This is a genomic window from Citrobacter sp. HN-141, assembly GCF_033341895.1.
GTDB lineage: Bacteria > Pseudomonadota > Gammaproteobacteria > Enterobacterales > Enterobacteriaceae > Citrobacter.
This window is the reverse complement of record NZ_JAWPBF010000006.1, coordinates 108,711-133,991: the sequence shown is the minus strand read 5'-3', so window position 1 is coordinate 133,991 and position 25,281 is coordinate 108,711. Positions and strand designations below refer to the sequence as shown.

Here is a 25,281-nt window from a genome sequence, read left to right as displayed (position 1 = left end):
TTAACGTACCTTCAGCGTTGCCAGGCCAATCAGGACCAGCATCAGCGAAATAATCCAGAAACGCACAATCACGCGCGGTTCCGGCCAGCCTTTCAGTTCATAGTGATGGTGAATCGGCGCCATACGGAAGATGCGCTGTCCGCGCAGCTTAAAGGACCCCACCTGCAGAATGACCGACAGGGTTTCCACCACGAAGACACCGCCCATGATCACCAGCAGGAACTCCTGACGCAGCAGTACGGCAATAATGCCCAGCGCGCCGCCCAGCGCCAGCGAACCGACGTCGCCCATAAAGACCTGAGCGGGATAGGTGTTAAACCACAGGAAGCCTAAACCTGCGCCGACAATCGCCGTACAGACGATCACCAATTCGCCAGCGTGGCGTAAATAAGGAATGTGCAGATAGTTGGCGAAGTTCATGTTACCGGTCGCCCATGCAACCAGTGCAAAACCGGCGGCCACGAACACGGTCGGCATAATCGCCAGACCATCCAGGCCATCGGTAAGGTTTACCGCGTTGCCAGTACCCACAATCACGAAATACGCCAGCAGCACGTAGAACAGCCCCAACTGCGGCATGACATCTTTAAAGAACGGCACCACCAGCTCGGTAGCCGGGGTGTCTTTACCGGCGAGGTACAGCGCAAAGGCCACGCCCAGCGCAATCACCGACATCCAGAAGTACTTCCAGCGGGCAATCAGTCCCTTGGTATCTTTGCGCACCACTTTGCGGTAGTCATCGACAAAACCGATAATGCCGTAGCCAATCAATACCACCAGCACGCACCATACGTACGGGTTCGACGGATATGCCCACAGCAGTACGGAGATGACAATCGCGGTGAGGATCATGATCCCGCCCATGGTCGGCGTACCGCGTTTACTGAAGTGTGATTCCGGACCGTCGTTACGTACGACCTGGCCAAAGGACATTTTTTGCAAGCGGGCGATCATGCGCGGGCCCATCCACAATGAGATGAACAGCGCGGTCAGCAGGCTGACGATGGCGCGAAACGTCAGATAGGAAAAGACGTTAAAGCCGGAATAATATTTGACCAAATGTTCGGCCAGCCAAACTAACATGTCCCATTCTCCTGTAATGCGCGTACTACCTCTTCCATGGCGGCACTACGTGAACCCTTCACTAAAATCGTCATGATCTGATGTTCTGCAATCAGCGCCTTAAGATGCGCGGTCAGCGCGCTTTTATCCGCAAAATGCTCGCCAACGCCGCTGGCATGGCTAATTGCCTGACTCAGTTTCCCTGTACTCAGCACACGGTCGATACCTGCAGCCTTTGCAGCCTCACCTACCTGTACGTGGCAGGCTTCGCTTTCTGCGCCAAGCTCTGCCATATCGCCAACGACCAGTACGCGATAGCCCGGCATTTCAGACAGCACCTGCACCGCTGCGGTCATCGAACCGACATTCGCGTTATAGGAGTCGTCCAGCAGCAGCTGATTTTCTGCGAGTTGAATCGGGAACAGACGTCCCGGTACCGCTTGCAGATCCTTCAAACCCGCTTTGATCGCCTCGTGCGTCGCGCCTACCGCCATAGAAAGCGCCGCCGCCGCAAGGGCGTTAGCGATATTGTGGCGACCCGGTAACGGCAGCAGGACATCAATGCTCCCGGTCGGTGTTTGCAGAGAAAATTCTGTACCATGCGAGGTCACATGAACGTTGGTCGCCGAAAAGTCGCTGTTGGCCGCATTCGGCGAGAAGCGCCAGACTTTGCGATCGCCGATGATGCTCTGCCAGTTCAACCAGTCGTTGTTGTCGGCATTCATAATGGCGATACCGTTCGCTGACAGGCCGGTAAAAATCTCACCTTTTGCCTTCGCCACACCCGCCAGAGAGCCGAAGCCTTCCAGATGCGCGGCGGCCAGGTTGTTCACCAGCGCCGCTTCCGGGCGCGTCAGGCCAACGGTCCAGGCGATTTCGCCCTGATGATTCGCGCCAAGCTCAATCACGGCATAGTCGTAATCGTTGTTTAACCGCAGCAGCGTCATCGGTACGCCGATGTCGTTATTCAGATTGCCCGCGGTATATAAGGTATTGCCGCACTGACTCAGAATGGACGCCGTCATCTCTTTGACGGACGTTTTACCGGACGAGCCGGTTAGTGCAACTACGCGCGCCGGAACCTGGGCGCGTACCCACGCAGCCAGCTCGCCAAATGCCAGGCGCGTATTTTTTACAATGAGTTGCGGCAGATCGGTATCCAGCGCACGGCTGACCAGCAGCGCGCCCGCGCCATTTTCTTTTGCCGTATTGGCAAAATCGTGGGCATCAAAGCGTTCACCTTTCAGTGCGACAAATAAACAGCCTGGCGTGACTTTACGCGTATCGGTCGTGACCGCATCAAGGGTCAGATCGCCCCCTTTCAGTTCGCCGCCGAGGATTTCCGCCAGTTGGCTGAGCGTTACGCTAATCATGCGATAACCCCCAGCAGACGTGCTGCCGTCACGCGGTCGGAGTAGTCGAGACGGTGTGCGCCGACAATCTGGTAATCTTCATGGCCTTTGCCAGCGACCAGCACCACGTCATTTTCTTTTGCCTGCATGATGGCGCTAGTGACCGCTTCAGCACGGCCTTCCATCACTTTTGCCTGCCCGGCATCCAGCATACCCGCCAGAATGTCATTGATAATGGCGCGAGGCTCTTCGGTGCGTGGGTTATCATCCGTAACCACAACGACATCGGCAAATTGCTCGGCAATGGCACCCATCAACGGACGCTTGCCTTTGTCGCGATCGCCGCCGCAGCCAAAGACGCACCACAGCTTGCCGGTGCAATGCAGACGGGCCGCCTGCAGCGCTTTTTCCAGCGCATCCGGCGTATGAGCATAATCCACCACTACCGTCGTTTTACCCGGCGCGCTGAATACTTCCATGCGCCCGCAGACCGGCTGCAGTCGTGCCGCCGTTTTCAGTAAATCGGCTAACGGATACCCCAACGCCAGCAGTGTGGCCAGCGCCAGCAGCAAATTGCTGACGTTAAACGCCCCCATCAGGCGGCTTTCAATTTCGCCTTCTCCCCAGGTAGAGGCAAAGCGAATCGTTGCGCCGCTATCGTGATAGTTCACCTCAACGGCTTTCAGCCAACGACCGTGGCAGTTGGGATTGATATGATCTTCCATCGAGACAGCTACCGCATCCGGCAGCTTTGCCAGCCAGCGACGCCCCACTTCGTCATCCGCATTGACGATAGCCTGTCCACAGTGATGCGTGGAGTACAGCAACCACTTCGCGGCTTCGTAGTGTTCCATATCGCCGTGATAATCGAGATGGTCACGGCTTAAGTTGGTAAATACTGAGGCCGCAAATTTCAGCGCCGCCACGCGGTGCTGAACCAGGCCATGCGATGAAACTTCCATCGCGCCAAAGGTCGCGCCCTGTTCAACCAGCCCCGCCAGCACATGCTGAACGTCAACGGCTGACCCAGTGGTATTTTCCGTCGGGATCACTTTACCCAGCAGGCCATTACCTACCGTTCCCATTACCGCACTGGTTTCGCCAAGCAGTTGGCTCCACTGTGCAAGCAGTTGGGTAGTGGTGGTTTTACCGTTCGTTCCGGTCACACCGACCAGACGCATATTTTCAGATGGCTCGTGGTAAAAGCGGCCTGCCAGTGCAGATAAACGCTCGTTAAGCTGGCTGAGATAGATGACCGGAACGCCGTGCATTTCTCGGATTTCGCCGTCTGCGGCCTCATCTTTTGCCTCTGCAATAATGGCAGCCACACCTTGCGCTATCGCCTGCGGGATATATCGACGCCCGTCCGCCTGATGACCCACTACTGCTACAAAGAGATCGCCCGATGCAGCCACACGGCTGTCGAGTGTCATCTCTCGCAGTGCTCGCTCCGGTGCACCCGGCACCCATGGAGCAAGAAGGTCGCGCAAATTACGATCTGCCACCTGTTGCCTCGCCTTGATTATTCACAAATTCATTTTTATCGCCCGTTGTCAGCGCATCCGGTTCGATGTTCATGGTGCGCAGTACGCCGCCCATGATGGCACCGAAGACCGGCGCGGAAACGGCGCCACCGTAATATTTACCCGCCTGCGGATCGTTGATAACAACAACCAGCGCGAAGCGCGGCTGACTCGCAGGCGCAACGCCTGCGGTATAAGCAATGTATTTATTGATGTAGCGGCCATCTGGCCCGACTTTTTTCGCCGTACCGGTTTTAATCGCGATGCGATAGCCTTTAATCGCCGCCTTCACGCCGCCACCACCCGGCAGCGCCACGCTTTCCATCATGTGCACCACAGTGCGTACGGTCGACTCCGGGAAGATACGCTCGCCCGGAACAGGAGGGTCAACTTTAGTAATCGACAGCGGGCGATAAACGCCATAGCTACCGATAGTTGCGTAGACTCGCGCTAACTGTAACGGGGTTACCATTAGCCCATAGCCGAAAGAGAAGGTGGCCCTCTCTATGTCAGACCACCGTTGTTTTTGAGGATATAAGCCACTGCGTTCTCCGACCAACCCCAAATTGGTCGCTTTTCCCAGCCCAAAACGTGAGTAAGTATCTACTAACGCTGAGGACGGCATCGCTAACGCCAGTTTGGAAACACCGACGTTACTCGACTTCTGCAAAACCCCGGTAAGGGTCAATTCGCTATAACGCGCCACGTCTTTAATTTCGTGGCCATTAATTCGGTAAGGAATGGTGTTAAGTACGGTATTTTCACGTACCACGCCACGCTGCAGCGCGGTCATCACCACCATCGGTTTGACGGTAGAACCCGGCTCAAACACGTCGGTAATGGTCCGGTTACGCATTGCGTCTTTCGGCGTACCGGTGAGGTTGTTCGGGTTGTAAGACGGGCTGTTCGCCATCGCCAGCACTTCACCGGTGTTCACATCCACCAGGACCGCACTGCCTGACTCTGCCTTGTTGAACGCCACGGCGTTATTCAGTTCACGGTAGACCAGCGCCTGTAAACGCTCATCGATGCTCAGCGCGAGGTTGTGCGCCGCCTGGCTGTCGGTAGAGGAGATATCTTCAATGACGCGGCCATAGCGGTCTTTACGTACAATACGTTCGCCCGGTTGCCCGGTGAGCCATTTGTCGAAGCTCTTCTCAACGCCTTCAATCCCCTGGCTGTCGACGTTGGTAAAACCAATGAGGTGAGCGGTCACTTCCCCGGAAGGATAGTAACGGCGGGATTCTTCGCGCAGATGAATGCCTGGCAGCTTCAGCTTCTTGATGTAGTCGGCCATGTCAGGGTTTACCTGACGCGCCAGATAGATAAAACGCCCTTTCGGGTTGGCGTTAATGCGGGAAGCCAGTTGATCGAGCGGGAGGTTCAGCGCAGTCGACAGCGCTCTCCAGCGTTCGCCAACGCTCACGCCGCCTGCGTCATGCACCTCTTTCGGATCGGCCCAAATCGCCTTCACCGGAACGCTCACCGCCAGCGGACGACCTGAGCGGTCGGTAATCATCCCGCGTGATGTAGACACTTCCTGGACGCGCAGAGAACGCATGTCTCCCTGACGCACCAGCATGTCTGGCGCAATGATTTGCAGCCAGGCAACACGCCCCAGCAGGAAACCCAGCGCCAGCAAAATACAGCCGCACAGTAACGCAAAACGCCAACTGATAAAGTTGGCTTGTTCTTCCTGGCGTTTTGGTTTGTGCGTTTTTGCCGCTGCTTTCATGCGTCGCGTTTATCCTTATTTTTGTACTACGATATTTTCTTGTGAGGGATCAACATGCTGCATTTGCAGCTTTTCCGTTGCGATCCGTTCAACACGGCTATGATCACCGAGCGCGTTCTCTTCAAGGATCAAGTTACGCCATTCGATATCCAGCGCATCTCGCTCCAGAACCAGCTGCTCACGCTGCGCGGTCAGTAACCGCGTATGGTGTGCGGTTGTTACGACGGTAACCGCCGTCAAAATAATGCAAATGAACAGGCAGAGTGGCAGCTTCCCGAACCGCAAAAGATCGTCACCGATCACGCCAGGCAAAGCATGGCGCTCGTTGCTTCCTATCGATCCTTTAACTTTGCTGAGGGCTTCTGTCACTCTGCTGATCATGCGTTCGTCCTCTCTGCAATACGCAGAACTGAACTACGGGCACGAGGATTTTCTGCGACCTCTTCTTCACCCGGCATCAACTTGCCTAGTGCTCTCAACTCACGACCGCCCAGTTTTTTGATCTGCGCTTCGGTCATCGGTATTCCAGCCGGAACCTGAGGACCACGGCTTTGTTCGCGCATAAAGCGTTTCACAATGCGATCTTCAAGCGAATGGAAACTGATTATCGAAAGGCGACCACCTGGTGCCAGCACGCTGAGCGAGCTTTTTAGCGCCTGCTCTATCTCCTCCAGTTCACTGTTTACCCAAATGCGCACCGCCTGGAAGGTACGGGTCGCGGGATGTTTGAATTTGTCCTTCACCGGCATTGCCGCTGCAATCACTTCCGCCAGCTCTTTGGTGCGGGTCATCGGTTCAACGCGGTTGCGCTCGACAATGGCGCGAGCAATACGTTTGCCGAAGCGCTCCTCGCCAAAGGTTTTAATCACCCAGGCGATATCAGCTTCATCGGCGGTTTGCAGCCACTCGGCGGCAGACTGACCGCGGGTGGGGTCCATACGCATATCTAACGGACCGTCACGCATGAATGAAAAGCCGCGTTCGGCATCGTCAAGCTGCGGAGAAGAAACGCCCAGATCGAGAAGAATTCCGTCGATCTTACCGGTCAGTCCACGCTCGGCAACATAGTCAGCCAGCGCAGAAAAAGGTCCATGTACGATGGAGAAGCGAGGATCGGTAATCGTTTTTGCAACGGCAATAGCCTGCGGATCGCGATCGATTGCCAGTAAACGTCCCTCTTCGCCAAGCTGGGAGAGGATCAGACGTGAGTGACCACCGCGACCAAATGTCCCGTCAATGTAGATGCCATCTGGACGAATATTCAGGCCGTTTACGGCTTCATCCAGCAACACCGTTGTATGTTTATAATTTTCCGTCATTTTATAGAGACAAATCCTGCAATCGTTCCGACAACGCGCCAGTAACAGACTGCTCAGCGTCGATATCTTCCTTGACCTGTTGATACCAGGTCGTTTCATCCCACAGCTCAAACTTATTGAACTGCCCAACCAGCATCACTTCTTTCGTTAGCCCTGCGTGTTGCCGCAGAATGGGGGCTATCAGTAATCGACCAGCGTTATCCATCTGACATTCGCTGGCATGACCCAACAATAAGCGCTGTACGCGACGCTCAACTGGATTCATGCTCGACAGACGCGAGAGCTTCTGCTCGATTATTTCCCATTCAGGCAGGGGGTACAGCAGCAGGCACGGGTGATGGATGTCAATGGTGCAAACCATTTGACCGGTAGCGCTCTCAAGCAGTTGATCCCGATAACGGGTAGGCACGGATAAGCGCCCTTTACTGTCGAGATTAACTAACGTTGCTCCCCGGAACATGCCAGCCTCACCCCCAATTACCACTTTATCCCACAAATTCCCACTTAAAGGAGTTTACGGAGCGGAGGAAAACCTTGTCAAGCAAGTCGCGGCGCTTAGCGGAGCAAAAAACCCATTGTTTACGGCTAATATCAGCGTTGAACAAAATCCGTACAGCAAACGAAGCAAATTAACGTCATGAATATTTGTAAGAAAAAAATCCAACAACTCATCATTGTTTAAAACAACTGAATATCATCCAAAGAAAATATAAAGTGTCAGTTTGCGACGCGAGCGGCATTTTAGGACAATATGCAGCGAGTTAACAGTACCAGTTAATCGGTCTGTACGCCGCGCAGGGCCGAGGTAAGTACCAGATGGCCGCAATACGAGAGCAAAGTGTTTGTTAATTCGGCAAATCCACACATGCATGTAACAAAATAATACAAGCGTAACGCGTCGTTACGTATCAATAACCCAAAAATGGATAGTTGCATTTTTAATTCGGGGTATTTCAAGAATGAATTTCAGATAATTCTAAAGAATATTCTTAAATATAATGCGGTTATTTCTGAGAATAGAAAAATGAAGACGTCAGAGGCTTATCCCGCCGACGTCATCAATTGAGGAAACTTAGTTACGGCTGAGAATACCGCGACGGTACAGATTACGCCGTATACGCGTTAAACCTGGTTTTGGTTTACGCGGTTCGTCCAGACTTGCCAGTACAATCTCCAGCACGCGTTCCGCGACATCACGATGGCGCTGTGCCACTGCCAGTACCGGGCACTGCAGGAAGTCGAGCAGTTCGTGATCGCCAAAAGTCGCAATTGCTAAATCAGACGGCAGCTGTCCGTCACGACGCAGGGTCACATCCATCACCCCCTGCAACAGGGCAAACGACGTGGTAAACAACGCCTGAGGCATTGGGTGCGTTTCCAGCCATTTATCAAACAGCTGCGCAGCCGCTTCCCGCTCATAGCTGTTGGCGTACAGGAAATGGACTTCACGCGGATCGTCCTTCCACGCGGTACGAAAACCCTGTTCGCGCAGGAAACTGACGGATAACTCAGGAAGCGCGCCCAGATAGAGGACGGTTTCAGCAGGAAATTTGCGTAACTCCTCCGCCAGCATTTCCGCATCATCCTGATCCGCACCCACAACGCTGGTAAAATGTTCGCGATCCAGTGCACGATCCAGCGCCACAATCGGGAATGAACTGTTTGCCCAGCGTTGGTAGAACGGATGCTCAGGTGGCAAGGAAGTCGACACAATTATGGCATCGACCTGGCGCTGTAAAAGATGCTCAATACAGCGCATTTCGTTATCCGGCTGATCTTCAGAGCAGGCAATTAACAGCTGATACCCACGCTGACGCGCCTGGCGCTCCAGATAGTTTGCGATCCGGGTATAGCTCGTGTTCTCAAGATCCGGGATCACCAGCCCAATAGAACGTGTGCGTCCAGCACGCAGCCCGGCCGCCACGGCATTCGGGTGGTAATTATGCTCACGCACCACCGCCATGACTTTTTCAACCGTTTTGTCGCTTACGCGATATTGCTTTGCTTTGCCATTAATAACGTAGCTTGCAGTCGTTCGCGAAACGCCGGCCAACCGAGCGATTTCATCCAGTTTCACAATTGCCCCTTGCGTAAAATGTACAAACCATAACCTTTTAGATGGCATGGGTTAAACTTCTTAACATCTAAGCGCAGAATAATGACTGCGGCAACCGCTTTTGTCTCTGGTTACTGCTGATTTCGCAAAAAAAAGCGCAACAGGTAGCATCAGCGCAAACGGGTACGTTACATGTAGGCCGGATAAGGCGTTTACGCCGCCATCCGGCATGATCTCCGCGATGATGCCTGATGGCGCTGTGCTTATCAGGCCTACAGTCGACTATTAGCGCATAATTTTATCGCCACGGGAGAGTCCCACTACGCCGGAACGGGCAACCTCCACAATTTTGGCGACTTCACGCAGGCTTGCCAGAAACGCATCCAGCTTATCGCTGGTGCCCGCCAGTTGTACGGTGTAGATAGACGGCGTCACGTCGATGATTTGCCCGCGGAAAATCTCCGTGTTGCGTTTCACCTCTTCCCGGCCATAACCGCTGGCCTGGATTTTCACCAGCATGATTTCTCGTTCAACGTGAGCGCCCTGCCCCAGTTCGCTGACGCGCAGAACATCCACCAGCTTGTGAAGCTGCTTTTCGATCTGCTCAAGGACTTTCTCATCCCCTACCGTCTGAATCGTCATCCGCGATAAGGTCGGATCGTCGGTCGGCGCGACGGTCAGGCTTTCAATGTTGTATCCACGCTGGGCGAAGAGGCCAATCACCCGCGATAATGCACCCGACTCGTTTTCCAGCAATACTGATAATATCCGGCGCATAATCAGGTCCTCTCCGTTTTGCTTAACCACATTTCATCCATCCCACCCCCACGAATCTGCATCGGGTAGACATGCTCACTGCCATCGACGGTGACATCGACAAACACCAGGCGATGGTTACGCACATGTTCCAGCGCTTCACCCAGCTTGCTCTCAAGTTCATCTGGATGATTAATCTGGATACCGATATGCCCATAAGCCTCAGCAAGGCGCACAAAATCGGGCAGCGACTGCATGTAAGACTGTGAGTGACGCCCGGAGTAGATCATGTCCTGCCACTGTTTGACCATGCCGAGATAACGGTTGTTAAGGTTGAGCACCAGCACCGGCAGTTCATATTGCAGCGCCGTCGACAACTCCTGGATATTCATCTGAATGCTGCCATCCCCGGTGACACACACGACCGTTTCATCCGGCAACGCCATTTTCACCCCTAACGCCGCGGGTAAACCGAATCCCATAGTCCCGAGGCCGCCTGAGTTAATCCAGCGACGCGGTTTATCGAACGGATAGTAAAGTGCGGCAAACATTTGATGCTGGCCAACGTCAGAGGTCACATACGCCTCCCCTTTCGTCAAACGCCAGATGGTTTCAATCACCGCCTGCGGCTTAATGCTTTCACTTTGCGTATCGTATTTAAGACACTGACGGGCGCGCCAGTGCTCAATCTGTTGCCACCAGTCACGGTTATCATCCAGTGGTTGCTGTGATTTCTCTTGCTCCAGCAGTTCGAGCATTTGATCCAGTACCAGGCGGGCATCACCCACAATCGGAATATCCGCAGTAACGGTTTTAGAAATAGAGGTCGGATCGATATCGATATGCAGCACGGTCGCATTCGGACAATATTTTGCCAGGTTATTCGTCGTTCGATCGTCAAAGCGAACGCCGACTGCAAAGATCACATCGGAATGATGCATGGTCATATTCGCTTCGTAGGTACCATGCATTCCCAACATGCCCAGCGCCTGACGATGCGTGGCCGGAAACGCGCCCAACCCCATTAGCGAGGAGACAACCGGCAGATTCAGCGCTTCAGCAATCTGAGCTAACTGCTCATGGCAAGCCGAATTGACCGCGCCCCCACCCACATAGACAACAGGTTTCTTCGCCGCAACCAGCGTCTGTAGCGCCCGTTTGATCTGTCCCTTATGTCCCGTCGTCGTCGGATTATACGAGCGCATACTCACCGAGTCCGGCCAGCTATAAGGCAGTTTCTTCGCCGGATTCAGAATATCCTTCGGCAAATCCACCACCACTGGCCCGGGACGACCGCTTGCTGCCAGCCAGAAGGCTTTTTTCAGCACCTGCGGGATGTCTTCCGTTTGCTTGACCAGAAAACTGTGTTTCACCACCGGACGAGAAATCCCCACCATATCGCACTCCTGAAAGGCATCGTAGCCAATCAGAGAGGTAGCCACCTGCCCGGAGAGGATCACCAGCGGGATGGAGTCCATGTACGCCGTTGCGATACCTGTGATCGCATTGGTTGCTCCCGGCCCTGAGGTGACTAACACAACGCCCACTTCACCCGTGGCACGTGCCAGGCCATCGGCCATATGGACCGCAGCTTGCTCATGGCGGACCAGCACATGATCAATACCACCGACCGTATGCAAAGCATCATAAATATCGAGGACTGCGCCCCCGGGATACCCGAATACCTGCTTCACACCCTGATCGATGAGCGATCGGACGACCATCTCGGCTCCAGACAACATCTCCATGGCTTGCCTCCACTCTTATAATGAATAACGGTTTAACAACACATTAACCGCTGATGATAAGGCATGGCAATTGACACCGAAACGGTGGTGTAACAGCGGATAAGAATAAAACGGAGGAAAGAATCGAATAAACGGAGAATTAAACCAGTATAAGCAAATGGAATGACAAATAATCGCTTAAAAATGAGGACTTACAGCGATTACTCTATTTTTTCACCCTCCCAGGCAAAGACCAAAAGAAGATTTCAGCATAAAATTTCAAATAAAAATAAAAAAGCAGAATAAACCAGATTCATCATCGGATTTACTCTGCCGTAGGTCACTGCTTACAGATGGAGACTAACAGCTCTTCCATCCATTGATGTCCTTTATCCCGACCCGCGGCTTCATGCCAGGAAAGATAACAAGTCCGGCTATTCAGTTTTAACGGTAGCGGTAATATTTGCAGTTCTAAAGACTCGGAGAACTCTTCAGCTAACCAGCGTGGCGCGATAGAAACCAAATGAGTTTGGGATACAATATTCAGTACACTGATTAATGCCATTCCCTGATAAGCAACGCAGGCTTGTTTATCCTGAGTGTCATACCAGGGGTGACTGAATGACGCAAAGCGATCGAGAGAAACGACCGCATGCTGTTCATTATAGACATCACTCTCCAGCAATGGACCGCTAATGCGCGGGTGTTTTTTACTTGCGACTAACACCATCTCATCGCTGAATAACGGAATACTGGTGAATTCAGGACGGCGGAATTCTTCATAACTAATAACAAATTCTGTTTCCTGATACCGTAATTGATGTTCTGTATTTTGGTTGAGCGATGATTTAAATACGACATGAATATTAGGTGCAACTTGCTCAACGCGATTGTAAATCAAGGACGTGAGGATATTATCCAGGGGGCTACAGACGCAAAGATTAAATATACGTGAGCTGCTGGCGGGTTCAAAACCGGACCCTGGCAGTTCATTCTGCACCAATTGCAGCGCCTGACGAATAGAGCCAAATAGCTGAAAAGCCCGTGCTGTTGGCTGGATGCCTCGGCCATAGCGCACAAAGAGCTCATCATTAAACATAACCTTCAGACGTGCGACTGCGTTGCTGACTGCAGGCTGCGACATGCCCAGAGAATGCGCTGCGCGAGTAATATTCTGTTCTTGCATCACCGCGTCAAAAACGGTTAATAAATTAAGGTCAACCATGCGCAACTGCGGCTTCCCCATCTCTAAAAGATTAGGTTTATCTATTATTTTTACTTCTGGCATATTTAACTCCACTGTCACTCTAAAATCCCTTTTCCCAGACGGAGCTCAGAAATAACCTCCGCTAATATGATTTACCATGCATATAAAATAAGAAAAAGGGAAAGCATTAAAATTAGGAAAACATAAAGGCCCTGGCCTGAATGAACAAAAACCAATGCGAGCGCAGTGTGGCAGAGGTCACTGCACGATGATTCATACGTTTAAATGTCGAAAACAATATAACCATAACCATGGCGAATATACAATCATGCACTAAGTGAATGTATATTTAAGTTTTAATTAAATTTTTATATCATTAACACCGTGATGCTTAACATTTATTTATCAATCATTTTTCCCACGGCACCTCAAACCTATTCAAAGTTAGTATAAAAAACCGATAAATCATAAAGATAAAAAATCCATACACAAGTTATCTCTTCAATATGCCGTTACAATAGCTGAAAACAAATATGCTCAAATATGTCAAATCGTGAAAAGTATGTAATCCATACGCTGATTTATTTTATACAACCATAAAAATTCAGCACAATTCGCTCAAAGTTCAGGAGATTTTTTCCGCTTACTGGGGGCATTTGTGGGGGATGGGGTTGACATCAATCTTCATATCCAGTACCACTAAAAGCATATCGCATTCGCCTGGAGCTTGATTGATGACTTACATTGCTCGTTTTAACGGTCTACTACTACTAAACGCATTCTCATTGCGCGGTAGACTGGTGGACGACATTCAGCATTAAGTCAGCTCCAGTTAAGACAAAAACCCGCGCCATTGCGCGGGTTTTTTTATGCTCGAAGCAAGGCGCCCTAAACACCAAGGACCTAAACCATGAGCCAGCAAGTCATTATTTTCGATACCACCTTACGCGATGGTGAACAGGCGTTACAGGCAAGCCTGAGTGTGAAAGAAAAACTGCAGATAGCTCTGGCCCTCGAGCGTATGGGCGTTGACGTGATGGAAGTGGGTTTTCCTGTTTCTTCACCGGGTGACTTTGAATCAGTACAGACCATTGCCCGTCAGGTTAAAAACAGCCGCGTTTGCGCCTTAGCGCGCTGCGTAGAAAAAGATATCGACGTTGCCGCAGAATCTTTGAAAGTCGCCGAGGCTTTTCGCATTCATACGTTTATCGCCACTTCGCCGATGCATATCGCGACGAAATTACGCAGCACGTTGGATGAAGTGATCGAGCGCGCTGTCTACATGGTTAAGCGTGCGCGTAATTATACGGATGACGTGGAGTTCTCATGCGAAGATGCTGGTCGAACCCCTATCGCCGACCTGGCCCGCGTGGTTGAAGCGGCGATTAATGCGGGTGCCAAAACCATCAATATCCCCGATACCGTTGGCTACACCATGCCTTTCGAATTTGGCGCAATCATTTCTGGTCTGTATGAACGCGTACCGAATATCGATAAAGCCATCATCTCCGTACACACCCATGATGACTTAGGCCTGGGCGTCGGTAACGCACTGGCGGCTGTTCATGCGGGCGCCCGTCAGGTGGAAGGCGCGATGAACGGTATCGGCGAACGTGCAGGCAACTGTTCACTGGAAGAAGTGATCATGGCGATCAAAGTGCGTAAAGATATCCTGAATGTACAGACCCGCATCAATCACCAGGAGATCTGGCGCACCAGTCAGTTAGTCAGCCAAATCTGCAACATGCCAATTCCGGCAAACAAAGCCATTGTCGGAAGCGGCGCCTTTGCCCACTCTTCCGGCATCCATCAGGACGGCGTACTGAAAAATCGTGAAAACTACGAAATCATGACGCCAGAATCCATCGGCCTGAACCAGGTACAGCTGAACCTGACCTCCCGTTCCGGACGCGCCGCGGTGAAACACCGTATGGACGAGATGGGCTATAAAGAAAGCGAATACAGCCTGGACAATCTGTATGACGCGTTCCTGAAGCTGGCAGATAAAAAAGGTCAGGTATTCGATTACGACCTGGAAGCACTGGCCTTTATTAACAAACAGCAGGAAGAGCCAGAACACTTCCGTCTGGACTATTTCAGCGTGCAGTCTGGCTCTAATGATATTGCCACCGCCTCCGTCAAGCTGGCCTGTGGTGAAGACGTCAAAGCCGAAGCGGCTAACGGTAACGGCCCGGTCGATGCCATTTATCAGGCCATTAATCGCGTGACGGAATACAACGTCGAACTGGTCAAATATAGCCTGACCGCTAAAGGCCACGGTAAAGATGCGCTGGGTCAGGTGGATATCGTCGCCAACTATAACGGTCGCCGCTTCCACGGCGTCGGGCTGGCAACAGATATCGTCGAGTCTTCCGCCAAAGCGATGGTGCATGTGCTGAACAATATCTGGCGCGCTGAAGAAGTCGAAAAAGAATTGCAACGCAAAGCTCAGAACAACGAGAACAACAAGGAAACCGTGTGATGTCGAAGAATTATCATATTGCTGTTTTGCCGGGTGACGGTATTGGCCCGGAAGTGATGGCGCAAGCATTGAAAGTACTGGACGCAATTCGCAACCGTTTTGGCATGCGCATTACCACCAGCCACTATGACGTGGGCGGTGCCGCTATCGATAACCACGGTCAGCCGCTGCCACCGGCGACGGTTGAAGGCTGTGAGCAAGCCGACGCCATTCTGTTTGGCTCCGTTGGCGGCCCGAAATGGGAACATCTGCCGCCCAACCAGCAGCCTGAGCGCGGTGCGCTGCTGCCGTTGCGTAAGCACTTCAAATTATTCAGCAACCTGCGCCCGGCTAAGCTGTACCAGGGGCTGGAAGCCTTTTGTCCTCTGCGCGCCGATATCGCCGCGAACGGTTTCGACATCCTGTGCGTACGTGAACTGACGGGTGGGATCTATTTCGGTCAACCCAAAGGCCGCGAAGGCAGCGGGCAGCATGAAAAAGCCTTTGATACTGAGGTTTATCACCGTTTCGAGATCGAGCGTATTGCCCGTATCGCGTTTGAGTCTGCGCGCCAGCGTCGCCGTAAAGTCACGTCGATTGATAAAGCCAACGTGCTGCAAACATCCATCTTGTGGCGTGAAATCGTCAATGAAATCGCCAACGAATACCCGGATGTTGAACTGGCGCATATGTATATCGACAACGCGACAATGCAATTAATCAAAGACCCGTCCCAGTTCGACGTACTGCTGTGCTCAAACCTGTTTGGTGACATTCTGTCTGATGAGTGCGCCATGATCACGGGCTCAATGGGCATGTTGCCATCTGCCAGCCTGAATGAGCAGGGCTTTGGCCTGTACGAGCCGGCTGGCGGTTCTGCACCCGATATCGCAGGGAAGAATATTGCAAACCCTATCGCCCAAATTTTGTCACTGGCCCTGCTGTTGCGTTACAGCCTGGATGCCAATGATGCGGCAACCGCAATTGAGAGCGCTATCAACCGCGCATTAGAAGAAGGTATTCGCACCGGTGACTTAGCCCGTGGCGCTGCCGCAGTTAGTACCGATGAGATGGGCGACATCATCGCTCGCTACGTCGCTGAAGGGGTGTAATCATGGCCAAGACGTTATACGAAAAATTGTTTGATGCGCACGTTGTCTTTGAGGCGCAAAACGAAACCCCACTGTTATATATCGACAGACATCTGGTGCATGAAGTGACCTCTCCGCAGGCATTTGATGGTTTACGTGCGCATGGCCGCCAGGTTCGCCAGCCGGGTAAAACCTTTGCCACAATGGACCACAACGTTTCGACGCAAACGAAAGACATTAACGCCTCGGGCGAAATGGCACGTATTCAGATGCAGGAGCTGATCAAAAACTGCAATGAATTTGGCGTGGAACTGTACGATCTGAACCATCCGTATCAGGGTATCGTTCACGTGATGGGGCCAGAACAAGGCGTGACGTTGCCGGGTATGACCATCGTCTGTGGCGATTCCCACACCGCTACACACGGCGCGTTCGGCGCGCTGGCGTTTGGCATTGGCACCTCTGAAGTTGAACACGTTCTGGCGACGCAGACCCTGAAACAGGGGCGCGCCAAAACCATGAAGATTGAAGTCAACGGTAAAGCAGCCCCTGGCATTACCGCCAAAGATATCGTGCTGGCGATTATCGGTAAAACCGGTAGCGCAGGCGGTACCGGACACGTCGTTGAGTTTTGTGGCGAAGCCATCCGTGCACTGAGCATGGAAGGCCGGATGACCCTGTGCAACATGGCCATTGAAATGGGTGCCAAAGCGGGCCTGGTCGCACCGGATGAAACAACGTTCAACTATGTGCAGGGCCGTTTGCACGCCCCGAAAGGTGACGACTTTGCCAATGCAGTTGCGTACTGGAAAACGCTGAAAACCGACGATAACGCAACGTTTGATACCGTCGTTACCCTGCAGGCAGAAGATATCGCGCCGCAGGTCACCTGGGGAACGAACCCGGGTCAGGTCATCTCAGTGAACGATAATATTCCCGACCCGGCTTCATTTGCCGATCCCGTTGAGCGTGCATCGGCTGAAAAAGCGCTGGCGTATATGGGGCTGAAACCAGGCATTCCGTTAACGGAAGTAGCTATTGATAAAGTGTTCATCGGTTCCTGCACCAACTCGCGTATTGAAGATTTACGCGCCGCGGCAGAAATCGCCAAAGGGCGCAAAGTTGCGCCGGGCGTGCAGGCACTGGTGGTGCCGGGCTCTGGTCCGGTGAAAGCGCAGGCGGAAGCAGAAGGTCTGGACAAGATCTTTATCGAAGCCGGTTTTGAATGGCGTTTACCGGGCTGCTCCATGTGCCTGGCCATGAACAATGACCGCCTGAACCCTGGTGAGCGTTGCGCATCCACCAGCAACCGTAACTTTGAAGGTCGTCAGGGCCGCGGTGGTCGCACGCATTTAGTCAGCCCGGCCATGGCCGCCGCTGCCGCCGTCACCGGTCATTTTGCCGACATTCGCAGCATCAAATAAGGAAACTACCATGGCAGAAAAATTTACCCAGCATACCGGCCTGGTTGTCCCACTGGATGCCGCCAACGTCGATACCGATGCCATTATTCCCAAACAGTTTTTGCAGAAGGTTACCCGCACCGGGTTTGGCGCTCATCTGTTTAACGACTGGCGTTTCCTCGACGAAAAGGGGCAACAGCCTAATCCAGAGTTCGTACTGAACTTCCCGGAATATAAAGGTGCATCAATTCTGCTGGCGCGGGAAAACTTTGGCTGCGGCTCTTCACGTGAGCACGCGCCCTGGGCGCTGACCGATTATGGTTTCAAAGTGGTGATCGCGCCGAGCTTCGCCGACATCTTCTACGGCAACAGCTTCAACAACCAGCTGCTGCCGGTGACCCTGAGTGACGCACAGGTCGATGAAATGTTTGCCCTGGTGAAAGCCAATCCGGGCATTAAATTTGAAGTGGACCTGGAAGCGCAGGTGGTGAAAGCAGGCGATAAGTCCTACAGCTTTAAAATCGATGACTTCCGCCGTCACTGCATGCTGAACGGTCTGGACAGCATCGGACTGACGCTGCAGCACGAAGCGGCTATCACCGAGTACGAAGACAAGCAGCCAGCGTTTATGCGCTAGTCATTATGACGCCGGATGCGCTGCGCTTATCCGGCCTACAACCGCATTCCAACTGTAGGCCGGATAAGCGCAGCGCATCCGGCAACATGATTAAACGTCTTTCACCCGCCCGGTCATCACCAGCGTAACCACAGAAATCGCCGCGATTACCCAGTAAACGGTAAAATGTCCGTAGCTTTGCGCGACAGCCCCCTGAATCACCCCTGCCAAAATGACACCCGTGGAAATGCTGTTGGTGAATAATGTGGTGGCAGAACCCGCGCGTCCCGGCATCAGATCCTGAAACCACAGCATCCCTATCCCAGCGACAATACCGATGAATACCGCGTTAAACAGTTGCAGCACCAGCAGCGCCGTATGGCTGTGAAAGAAAATAAGACCAAGATAAAACAGCACGCCGGCCGCCACGGCGGTAATCATCATTCGCCGTTTACCAAAGCGCTTCACGTAATAGCCCGCCAGAATCATCGCCGGAATTTCCAGCCCGGCCGCCGTCCCCATCAGGATCCCAGCAAGCTTGTCGGGTAAACCCAGTTCAAGGCTTATCCACAGCGGCATATCGATGATGTACATCGTGTTGCAGGTCCACATCAACGTGGAGGCAATAAACAGCATGCGTACATTTTTATCCTGCCAGCCCCCCGTTTGTTCAAGCGGTAGATCAACAGGTTGTTCCACCCGGGCGACAGAGGGCAGGATCAGCGCAATCAGCACCAGGCTTATCGCAAAAATGCCAGCCGCAATAGAGAACATCACCGTGAAACCGTAATTCAGTGCCAGCATGAAGGCCAGCGGTGGCCCAATAACCCACGCCAGCGAAAGCTGCGCACGCATCACCGAACTAAACATCACCACTTCACGCGCGGAATTATCCGCATACTCCCGCGCCAGCGCAAACAACTGCGGCATCGCGGTATTGGCCAGCGAGGCCAGCAGCACCCCGCAGGTGATCAACGTGAGATAGTGACGATTAAAGGCAAACAGCAGCGCGTTGCCAATTGCCATCAGGCAGCAAAACATAATCAGCTTGCGCCGATCGCCCTGGCTGTCGGAACGTTTTGCAAGCCCGAGACTAACCACAATCCCGGCAATCGCATTGACGGTATAAAACAACCCAACCCAGAATGGCTGCGCCCCGACTTCACGGCTCAGGAACAGACTCAGCGTGGGTGCCTGCAATGCCCCCGCCACGCCCATCATAAAAGCGACCAGCATAAATGCCGCGTAAACGCCGTTGAGGCGCCGTCCCATGGTCATAATCCAGAGCATTGTTATCCCTATTGGCTGGGCTGATACGAAAAAAGCCAGCAGATAATACCTGCTGGCGCGGCGATTAACACCAATACTCAGTCACACATGATGTCTGCAATTCCCAATTCAGGAGTCAGGCTGTCACCTCCCACTGCATCAGATCTTCGAGCATCTTTAAGCGCTGCGGTGCGCTCAGGCAAGCCAACCAGGACGATTTCTCTGTCGCGGTAAAGTACTTCATATAGAACTGACGCATAGATGACCCCTTCGTTGTCTCATCGCTTCATCGGAATCTATTATTGGCTTAATATAAGGATAATAAAATTGCTGAGTTTTTTGCAGGAGTTCCCCTTTTATGTCTTCTGGTCGTTTGCAACAACAGTTCATCCGTCTGTGGCAATGCTGTGACGGCAAAACGCAAGACACGACGCTGAACGAGCTGGCGGAGCTGCTTAGCTGCTCGCGCCGCCATATGCGAACCCTGCTCAACACCATGCAGGAACGCGGCTGGTTAACATGGGAAGCGGAGGTCGGTCGGGGTAAACGCTCACGCCTGACATTCCTCTATACCGGGCTGGCGCTCCAGCAGCAGCGGGCAGAGGACCTGCTGGAACAGGATCGCATCGATCAACTGGTACAGCTGGTCGGTGACAAAACCGCCGTACGGCAGATGCTGGTCTCCCACCTTGGCCGCAGCTTTCGCCAGGGGCGGCACATCATGCGCGTCCTGTATTATCGACCGATGCGCAACCTGCTGCCCGGTACGGCATTACGTCGTTCCGAAACCCATATCGCCCGGCAAATCTTCAGCGCCTTAACCCGTGTAAATGAGGAAAATGGGGAACTGGAAGCGGATATTGCCCATCACTGGCAGCAGATATCACCTTTACACTGGCGATTCTTTCTACGCCCGGGGATTCATTTTCACCACGGTCGTGAGCTGGAAATGGACGATGTGATCGCCTCACTGACCCGCATTAATACGTTGCCGCTGTACTCACATATTACCCAGATCGTCTCTCCCACGGCCTGGACGCTGGATATCCATCTGGCCCAGCCAGACCGCTGGCTTCCCTGGCTATTGGGGCAGGTCCCCGCCATGATCCTGCCGCGAGAATGGGAAACGCTAAACAATTTCTCCAGTCACCCGATTGGGACTGGCCCGTATGCGGTAATACGAAACACCAATAACCAACTGAAAATTCATGCATTTGATGATTACTTTGGCTACCGGGCGCTGATCGACGAAGTTAACGTTTGGGTATTACCCGACATCGGAGAAGAGCCTGGCGGCGGGTTGACGCTAAAAGGTCCCACAGAGGATGAAAAGGCAATCGAAAGCCGCCTCGAAGAAGGTTGCTACTACCTGCTGTTTGATACGCGTACCCACCGCGGCGCTAATCAGGAGGTCCGCGAGTGGGCTAGCCGCGTACTCTCGCCAACCCATTTAATCTGCCACGCCGATGAACAGTATCAGCGACTGTGGTTCCCCGCCTATGGTTTACTCCCCCGCTGGCACCACGCCAAACCCGGCCATGGTGAAAAACCAGCCGGACTGGAAACGCTGACGCTCACTTACTATCGCGATCATATCGAACACCGGATTATCGCGCAGATCATGAAAACGTTGCTGGCGCAGCATCAGGTGCAACTGAATATTCAGGAGATCGACTACGATCAATGGCATGCAGGTGAAATAGTCAGCGATATCTGGCTAAACAGCGCCAACTTTACCCTACCGCTGGACTTCTCGCTGTTCGCCCATTTGTGCGAAGTCCCGTTGCTGCAAAACTGTATCTCGCGGGACTGGGAAAACGATGCCGCCCGCTGGCGAACCGGTGAAATGAGCCTGGCGGCATGGTGCCAACAGTTGCTCGCCACAAAGGCCATTGTGCCATTGATCCACCACTGGTTGATCATTCAGGGACAGCGCAGTATGCGCGGGTTACGCATGAACACCCTCGGCTGGTTTGATTTTAAATCGGCGTGGTTTGCACCACCGGATCCTTAGATCCGGCTCTTGATTGCCGCATAGCAACAAAATCATTACACTAACGCCGTTCTCAACGGGGTGCTAAATAAAAACATACACAAAATCATTCGATCTGCGTATGGGCTGAGAGATACCCGTCGAACCTGATCCGGATAATGCCGGCGAAGGGATTTGAGGCTGTAGCTCAAGTCCTTTGCCACCTAACTCGTCATACTTCAAGCTGTAGATGCGTTGGCTTTATTACTCGGCCCATCCATGGGCCTCGCCCTTTCAGGGCCGCTGCAAGCAGCGTTCAAATCTGCTCCCGGCAGGTTTGTCGCTCACCCCAGTCACGTACTACCTGTACGCTCCTGGGGATGCGCTGCGTCGCCGCCTTCCTGCAACTCGAATTATTTAGAGTTTTACTTTATGAGGTGCAAAGTGTTTAAAAAATGTCTTCCGCTTGTACTGCTGTGCGCGGCGCCTGCCTTCGCTAAACCTGTACTGACCGTCTATACCTACGACTCGTTCGCTGCTGACTGGGGCCCGGGCCCGACAATCAAAAAAGCCTTTGAAGCTGACTGCAACTGCGAGCTGAAACTGGTCGCGTTAGAGGATGGCGTATCGTTGCTAAACCGCCTGCGTATGGAAGGAAAAAACAGCAAAGCTGACGTCGTACTGGGACTGGACAACAACCTTCTGGCTGCCGCTACGCAAACCGGGCTGTTCGCTAAAAGCAACGTGCCGGAGAATGCAGTCAGTGTGCCAGGCGGCTGGAAAAACGACACCTTTGTCCCATTTGATTACGGTTATTTCGCCTTTGTTTATGATAAAAACAAGCTGAAAAACCCGCCGAAGAGTCTGAAGGAACTGGTAGAAAGCGACCAGAAATGGCGCGTAATCTACCAGGATCCGCGTACCAGCACGCCGGGTCTGGGGCTGCTGCTGTGGATGCAAAAAGTCTATGGTGATAAAGCGCCGCAGGCATGGCAGAAACTGGCGGCAAAAACCGTCACCGTCACCAAAGGCTGGAGTGAGGCCTACGGCCTGTTCCTGAAGGGTGAAAGCGACCTGGTGTTGAGCTACACCACCTCTCCCGCCTATCACATCATCGAAGAGAAAAAGGGTAACTACGCCGCCGCTAACTTTAGCGAAGGTCACTATCTGCAGGTGGAAGTTGCCGCACGTACCGCAGCCAGCAAGCAACCGGAGTTGGCGGAAAAATTTCTGAAATTTATGGTATCTCCGGCATTCCAGAATGCGATCCCAACGGGCAACTGGATGTATCCGGTGACGCAGGTCACCCTGCCGCCAGGATTTGAGCAACTGGAAAAACCGGTCAACGCACTGGAATTTACCCCGCAGCAAGTTGCTGCCCAGCGTCAGGCATGGATTAGCGAATGGCAACGCGCCGTCAGCCGTTAATTCCCGGCTGGCTGATCCCAGGGCTTTCAGCTGCCACATTGATGGTGGCTGTCGCGCTAGCCGCATTTCTGGCGCTGTGGTTTAACGCACCGCAGGGAGAATGGTTATCGCTCTGGCAGGACAGCTACCTGTGGCATGTGGTGCGCTTTTCTTTCTGGCAGGCATTTTTATCCGCAGCGTTGTCCGTTATCCCGGCGATTTTCCTCGCCAGAGCGCTCTATCGCCGGCGCTTTCCCGGACGTCTGGCCCTGTTGCGCCTGTGCGCGATGACGCTGATCTTGCCGGTGCTGGTCGCCGTATTCGGCATCCTTAGCGTATATGGTCGTCAGGGCTGGCTGGCCTCGCTCTGGCACACATTCGGGCTGGAGTGGACGTTTTCGCCTTACGGCTTACAGGGTATTCTGCTGGCACATGTCTTTTTCAACCTGCCGATGGCCAGTCGCCTACTGCTGCAATCGCTGGAGAACATCCCCGGCGAACAGCGACAGTTAGCCGCACAGTTAGGGATGCGCGGCTGGCATTTCTTCCGTTTTGTCGAATGGCCGTGGCTGCGTCGTCAGATCCTTCCCGTAGCAGCACTTATCTTTATGCTGTGTTTCGCCAGCTTCGCCACCGTGCTGTCGCTCGGCGGCGGACCGCAGGCAACCACTATCGAGCTGGCTATCTATCAGGCACTAAGCTTTGATTACGATCCCGCGCGGGCGGCTATGCTGGCCCTGATCCAAATGGTTTGCTGTTTAGCGCTGGTACTGCTCAGCCAACGGTTGAGTCGCGCCATTGCGCCCGGCACGACGCTGGTACAAGGCTGGCGCGATCCTGACGATCGCCTACACAGCCGACTGACTGACTTAATACTGATTGTTCTCGCGCTGTTGCTGTTGCTTCCGCCGTTGCTGGCGGTGATTGTCGATGGTTTAAACCGCAATGTACTGGATGTGCTTACGCAGCCAGTGCTGTGGCAAGCTCTGGGGACGTCACTGCGCATCGCGCTGGCGGCAGGCATATTGTGCGTCATTCTGACGATGATGCTGCTGTGGAGTAGCCGCGAACTGCGCGCCCGGCAGCAGGTATTGGCAGGTCAGGCGCTGGAACTGAGCGGTATGATGATACTCGCCATGCCGGGTATCGTGCTGGCCACCGGGTTCTTTTTGCTGCTCAATAGCAGCATTGGGTTACCGGAATCGGCTGACGCCATCGTGATTTTCACCAATGCGCTGATGGCGATCCCTTACGCGCTGAAAGTGCTGGAAAACCCGATGCGCGATGTGACCGCACGCTACAGTATGTTGTGTCAGTCTTTGGGCATTGAAGGATGGTCACGGCTAAAAGTGGTTGAACTACGCGCCCTGAAACGCCCGCTGGCGCAGGCGATGGCCTTTGCCTGTGTCCTGTCGATTGGTGATTTTGGCGTAGTCGCCCTGTTCGGCAATGAAGATTTCCGCACCCTGCCGTTTTATTTGTATCAACAGATTGGATCTTACCGCAGTCGGGATGGCGCTGTTACTGCGTTATTGTTGCTGATCCTGTGCTTCACGCTGTTTACCGTTATTGAGAAATTGCCGGGACGAAATGTTAAAACTGATTGATATTACATGGCTTTATCACCACTTACCCATGCGTTTCACATTATCGGTGGCGCGCGGTGAGCAGGTCGCGGTGCTCGGGCCAAGCGGCGCCGGGAAAAGCACGCTATTGAATCTGATTGCCGGATTTCTGGCGCCTGCCAGCGGCACAATGATGATTGAAGGCGAAGATCACACCGCTACACCGCCCTCTCGTCGTCCTGTTTCCATGCTGTTTCAGGAAAACAACCTGTTCAGCCATCTGAACGTGCAGCAAAACATCGGCCTGGGTCTGAATCCGGGATTAAAACTGAACGCGTCTCAGCGTGAGAAACTACAGCACATCGCCCAACAAATGGGTCTTGATAACCTGCTGGACAGGCTTCCCGGCGAGCTTTCCGGCGGTCAACGGCAACGTGTGGCGCTGGCGCGTTGTCTGGTTCGCGAGCAACCTGTTTTACTGCTTGATGAGCCGTTCTCTGCACTCGACCCGGCGTTGCGCCAGGAGATGTTATCGCTGGTTGCCGAAGTTTGTCGTGACAAACAACTGACGATGCTGATGGTTTCCCATAGCGTTGAAGATGTGGCACGCATTGCACCACGTTCAATTGTGGTCGCCGATGGGCGCATTGCATGGCAAGGCAAAACGGACGATCTGTTAAGCGGCAGCGCCAGCGCCTCGGCGCTATTGGGCATTAAAGCATAATGCGTTGCCGGATAAGGCGAAGCCGCCATCCGGCAA

General features: G+C 53.2%; 22 protein-coding genes and 1 riboswitch. Of the genes, 9 read left to right on the top strand and 13 right to left on the bottom strand.

Annotation, left to right across the window (positions count from 1 at the left end; translation table 11 throughout):
• The 11 genes from mraY to leuO all read right to left on the bottom strand — a co-directional run bounded on the left by mraY (position 1) and on the right by leuO (position 12,818).
• A complete protein-coding gene (gene mraY, locus RYZ59_RS09500; RefSeq protein WP_003018774.1) occupies positions 1–1,083 on the bottom strand; it encodes a phospho-N-acetylmuramoyl-pentapeptide-transferase in 1,083 nt (360 codons plus the stop codon).
• Positions 1,077–2,435 carry a UDP-N-acetylmuramoyl-tripeptide--D-alanyl-D-alanine ligase gene (murF, locus tag RYZ59_RS09495; RefSeq protein WP_318047516.1) on the bottom strand — a complete coding sequence of 453 codons (1,359 nt, stop codon included), beginning with the start codon at positions 2,433–2,435 and terminating at the stop codon, positions 1,077–1,079. Before murF ends, mraY begins: the two co-directional genes overlap by 7 nt.
• On the bottom strand, positions 2,432–3,919 hold the full coding sequence (murE, locus tag RYZ59_RS09490) for a UDP-N-acetylmuramoyl-L-alanyl-D-glutamate--2,6-diaminopimelate ligase (RefSeq protein WP_318047518.1): 1,488 nt from the start codon (positions 3,917–3,919) through the stop codon (positions 2,432–2,434). Before murE ends, murF begins: the two co-directional genes overlap by 4 nt.
• Entirely contained in the window at positions 3,906–5,672 is a 1,767-nt protein-coding gene (gene ftsI, locus RYZ59_RS09485; protein WP_016151691.1) for a peptidoglycan glycosyltransferase FtsI, read from the bottom strand. The genes murE and ftsI overlap by 14 nt, the downstream gene beginning before the upstream one ends.
• A gap of 15 nt (positions 5,673–5,687) precedes the next feature.
• Positions 5,688–6,053, bottom strand: a complete 366-nt coding sequence (gene ftsL / locus RYZ59_RS09480; RefSeq protein WP_000625651.1) for a cell division protein FtsL — start codon at positions 6,051–6,053, stop codon at positions 5,688–5,690.
• Entirely contained in the window at positions 6,050–6,991 is a 942-nt protein-coding gene (gene rsmH, locus RYZ59_RS09475; RefSeq protein WP_318047520.1) for a 16S rRNA (cytosine(1402)-N(4))-methyltransferase RsmH, read from the bottom strand. The genes ftsL and rsmH overlap by 4 nt, the downstream gene beginning before the upstream one ends.
• A gap of 1 nt (position 6,992) precedes the next feature.
• Positions 6,993–7,451, bottom strand: coding sequence for a division/cell wall cluster transcriptional repressor MraZ (mraZ, locus tag RYZ59_RS09470; protein WP_003018792.1), 459 nt, complete (start codon positions 7,449–7,451; stop codon positions 6,993–6,995).
• Between the two features lie 612 nt (positions 7,452–8,063).
• Positions 8,064–9,068, bottom strand: coding sequence for a catabolite repressor/activator (gene cra / locus RYZ59_RS09465; protein WP_003018794.1), 1,005 nt, complete (start codon positions 9,066–9,068; stop codon positions 8,064–8,066).
• Positions 9,069–9,332: 264 nt separating this feature from the next.
• Positions 9,333–9,824, bottom strand: a complete 492-nt coding sequence (ilvN, locus tag RYZ59_RS09460; RefSeq protein WP_318047522.1) for an acetolactate synthase small subunit — start codon at positions 9,822–9,824, stop codon at positions 9,333–9,335.
• A gap of 2 nt (positions 9,825–9,826) precedes the next feature.
• A complete protein-coding gene (gene ilvI / locus RYZ59_RS09455; RefSeq protein ID WP_191234187.1) occupies positions 9,827–11,551 on the bottom strand; it encodes an acetolactate synthase 3 large subunit in 1,725 nt (574 codons plus the stop codon).
• 319 nt (positions 11,552–11,870) lie between these two features.
• Entirely contained in the window at positions 11,871–12,818 is a 948-nt protein-coding gene (gene leuO, locus RYZ59_RS09450; protein WP_318047525.1) for a transcriptional regulator LeuO, read from the bottom strand.
• Between the two features lie 653 nt (positions 12,819–13,471).
• Here leuO and leuL point away from each other — a divergent pair.
• The 5 genes from leuL to leuD all read left to right on the top strand — a co-directional run bounded on the left by leuL (position 13,472) and on the right by leuD (position 18,329).
• Positions 13,472–13,558 carry a leu operon leader peptide gene (gene leuL, locus RYZ59_RS24735; protein WP_075551415.1) on the top strand — a complete coding sequence of 29 codons (87 nt, stop codon included), beginning with the start codon at positions 13,472–13,474 and terminating at the stop codon, positions 13,556–13,558.
• A gap of 89 nt (positions 13,559–13,647) precedes the next feature.
• Entirely contained in the window at positions 13,648–15,219 is a 1,572-nt protein-coding gene (gene leuA / locus RYZ59_RS09445) for a 2-isopropylmalate synthase (RefSeq protein ID WP_137383731.1), read from the top strand.
• Positions 15,219–16,310 (top strand): 3-isopropylmalate dehydrogenase, encoded by a 1,092-nt coding sequence (gene leuB, locus RYZ59_RS09440; protein ID WP_271440489.1) that lies wholly within the window; start codon positions 15,219–15,221, stop codon positions 16,308–16,310. The genes leuA and leuB overlap by 1 nt, the downstream gene beginning before the upstream one ends.
• A 2-nt stretch (positions 16,311–16,312) precedes the next feature.
• Positions 16,313–17,713, top strand: a complete 1,401-nt coding sequence (gene leuC / locus RYZ59_RS09435) for a 3-isopropylmalate dehydratase large subunit (protein ID WP_318047529.1) — start codon at positions 16,313–16,315, stop codon at positions 17,711–17,713.
• A 10-nt stretch (positions 17,714–17,723) separates the two neighbouring features.
• On the top strand, positions 17,724–18,329 hold the full coding sequence (gene leuD, locus RYZ59_RS09430; RefSeq protein ID WP_016151683.1) for a 3-isopropylmalate dehydratase small subunit: 606 nt from the start codon (positions 17,724–17,726) through the stop codon (positions 18,327–18,329).
• Between the two features lie 90 nt (positions 18,330–18,419).
• Here leuD and RYZ59_RS09425 read toward each other — a convergent pair whose 3' ends face one another.
• Both RYZ59_RS09425 and sgrT read right to left on the bottom strand, forming a co-directional pair.
• Positions 18,420–19,598 carry a sugar efflux transporter gene (locus RYZ59_RS09425; RefSeq protein WP_318047530.1) on the bottom strand — a complete coding sequence of 393 codons (1,179 nt, stop codon included), beginning with the start codon at positions 19,596–19,598 and terminating at the stop codon, positions 18,420–18,422.
• Between the two features lie 115 nt (positions 19,599–19,713).
• On the bottom strand, positions 19,714–19,836 hold the full coding sequence (gene sgrT, locus RYZ59_RS09420; RefSeq protein ID WP_137383736.1) for a glucose uptake inhibitor SgrT: 123 nt from the start codon (positions 19,834–19,836) through the stop codon (positions 19,714–19,716).
• Positions 19,837–19,935: 99 nt separating this feature from the next.
• Between sgrT and sgrR the strand changes: the two genes are divergently transcribed.
• The 4 genes from sgrR (at position 19,936) to thiQ (ending at position 25,245) form a co-directional block, all read left to right on the top strand.
• Entirely contained in the window at positions 19,936–21,591 is a 1,656-nt protein-coding gene (sgrR, locus tag RYZ59_RS09415; RefSeq protein ID WP_318047534.1) for an HTH-type transcriptional regulator SgrR, read from the top strand.
• Positions 21,592–21,637: 46 nt separating this feature from the next.
• Positions 21,638–21,761: riboswitch (TPP riboswitch) on the top strand.
• 232 nt (positions 21,762–21,993) lie between these two features.
• The gene (thiB, locus tag RYZ59_RS09410; protein ID WP_202039516.1) at positions 21,994–22,977 is read left to right on the top strand and encodes a thiamine ABC transporter substrate binding subunit; all 984 of its coding nucleotides are present in this window, start codon (positions 21,994–21,996) and stop codon (positions 22,975–22,977) included.
• A complete protein-coding gene (gene thiP / locus RYZ59_RS09405) occupies positions 22,953–24,563 on the top strand; it encodes a thiamine/thiamine pyrophosphate ABC transporter permease ThiP (protein WP_318047536.1) in 1,611 nt (536 codons plus the stop codon). Before thiB ends, thiP begins: the two co-directional genes overlap by 25 nt.
• The gene (thiQ, locus tag RYZ59_RS09400; protein WP_318047538.1) at positions 24,547–25,245 is read left to right on the top strand and encodes a thiamine ABC transporter ATP-binding protein ThiQ; all 699 of its coding nucleotides are present in this window, start codon (positions 24,547–24,549) and stop codon (positions 25,243–25,245) included. Before thiP ends, thiQ begins: the two co-directional genes overlap by 17 nt.
• The last annotated feature ends 36 nt before the right edge of the window (positions 25,246–25,281 follow it).

Coding starts and splice junctions, on each gene's coding strand:
- mraY (WP_003018774.1), bottom strand. CDS start 1,083: ATGTTAGTTTGGCTGGCCGAACATTTGGTCAAATATTATTCCGGCTTT.
- murF (WP_318047516.1), bottom strand. CDS start 2,435: ATGATTAGCGTAACGCTCAGCCAACTGGCGGAAATCCTCGGCGGCGAA.
- ftsI (WP_016151691.1), bottom strand. CDS start 5,672: ATGAAAGCAGCGGCAAAAACGCACAAACCAAAACGCCAGGAAGAACAA.
- ftsL (WP_000625651.1), bottom strand. CDS start 6,053: ATGATCAGCAGAGTGACAGAAGCCCTCAGCAAAGTTAAAGGATCGATA.
- rsmH (WP_318047520.1), bottom strand. CDS start 6,991: ATGACGGAAAATTATAAACATACAACGGTGTTGCTGGATGAAGCCGTA.
- mraZ (WP_003018792.1), bottom strand. CDS start 7,451: ATGTTCCGGGGAGCAACGTTAGTTAATCTCGACAGTAAAGGGCGCTTA.
- ilvN (WP_318047522.1), bottom strand. CDS start 9,824: ATGCGCCGGATATTATCAGTATTGCTGGAAAACGAGTCGGGTGCATTA.
- ilvI (WP_191234187.1), bottom strand. CDS start 11,551: ATGGAGATGTTGTCTGGAGCCGAGATGGTCGTCCGATCGCTCATCGAT.
- leuO (WP_318047525.1), bottom strand. CDS start 12,818: ATGCCAGAAGTAAAAATAATAGATAAACCTAATCTTTTAGAGATGGGG.
- leuL (WP_075551415.1), top strand. CDS start 13,472: ATGACTTACATTGCTCGTTTTAACGGTCTACTACTACTAAACGCATTC.
- leuA (WP_137383731.1), top strand. CDS start 13,648: ATGAGCCAGCAAGTCATTATTTTCGATACCACCTTACGCGATGGTGAA.
- leuB (WP_271440489.1), top strand. CDS start 15,219: ATGTCGAAGAATTATCATATTGCTGTTTTGCCGGGTGACGGTATTGGC.
- leuC (WP_318047529.1), top strand. CDS start 16,313: ATGGCCAAGACGTTATACGAAAAATTGTTTGATGCGCACGTTGTCTTT.
- leuD (WP_016151683.1), top strand. CDS start 17,724: ATGGCAGAAAAATTTACCCAGCATACCGGCCTGGTTGTCCCACTGGAT.
- RYZ59_RS09425 (WP_318047530.1), bottom strand. CDS start 19,598: ATGCTCTGGATTATGACCATGGGACGGCGCCTCAACGGCGTTTACGCG.
- sgrT (WP_137383736.1), bottom strand. CDS start 19,836: ATGCGTCAGTTCTATATGAAGTACTTTACCGCGACAGAGAAATCGTCC.
- sgrR (WP_318047534.1), top strand. CDS start 19,936: ATGTCTTCTGGTCGTTTGCAACAACAGTTCATCCGTCTGTGGCAATGC.
- thiP (WP_318047536.1), top strand. CDS start 22,953: ATGGCAACGCGCCGTCAGCCGTTAATTCCCGGCTGGCTGATCCCAGGG.
- thiQ (WP_318047538.1), top strand. CDS start 24,547: ATGTTAAAACTGATTGATATTACATGGCTTTATCACCACTTACCCATG.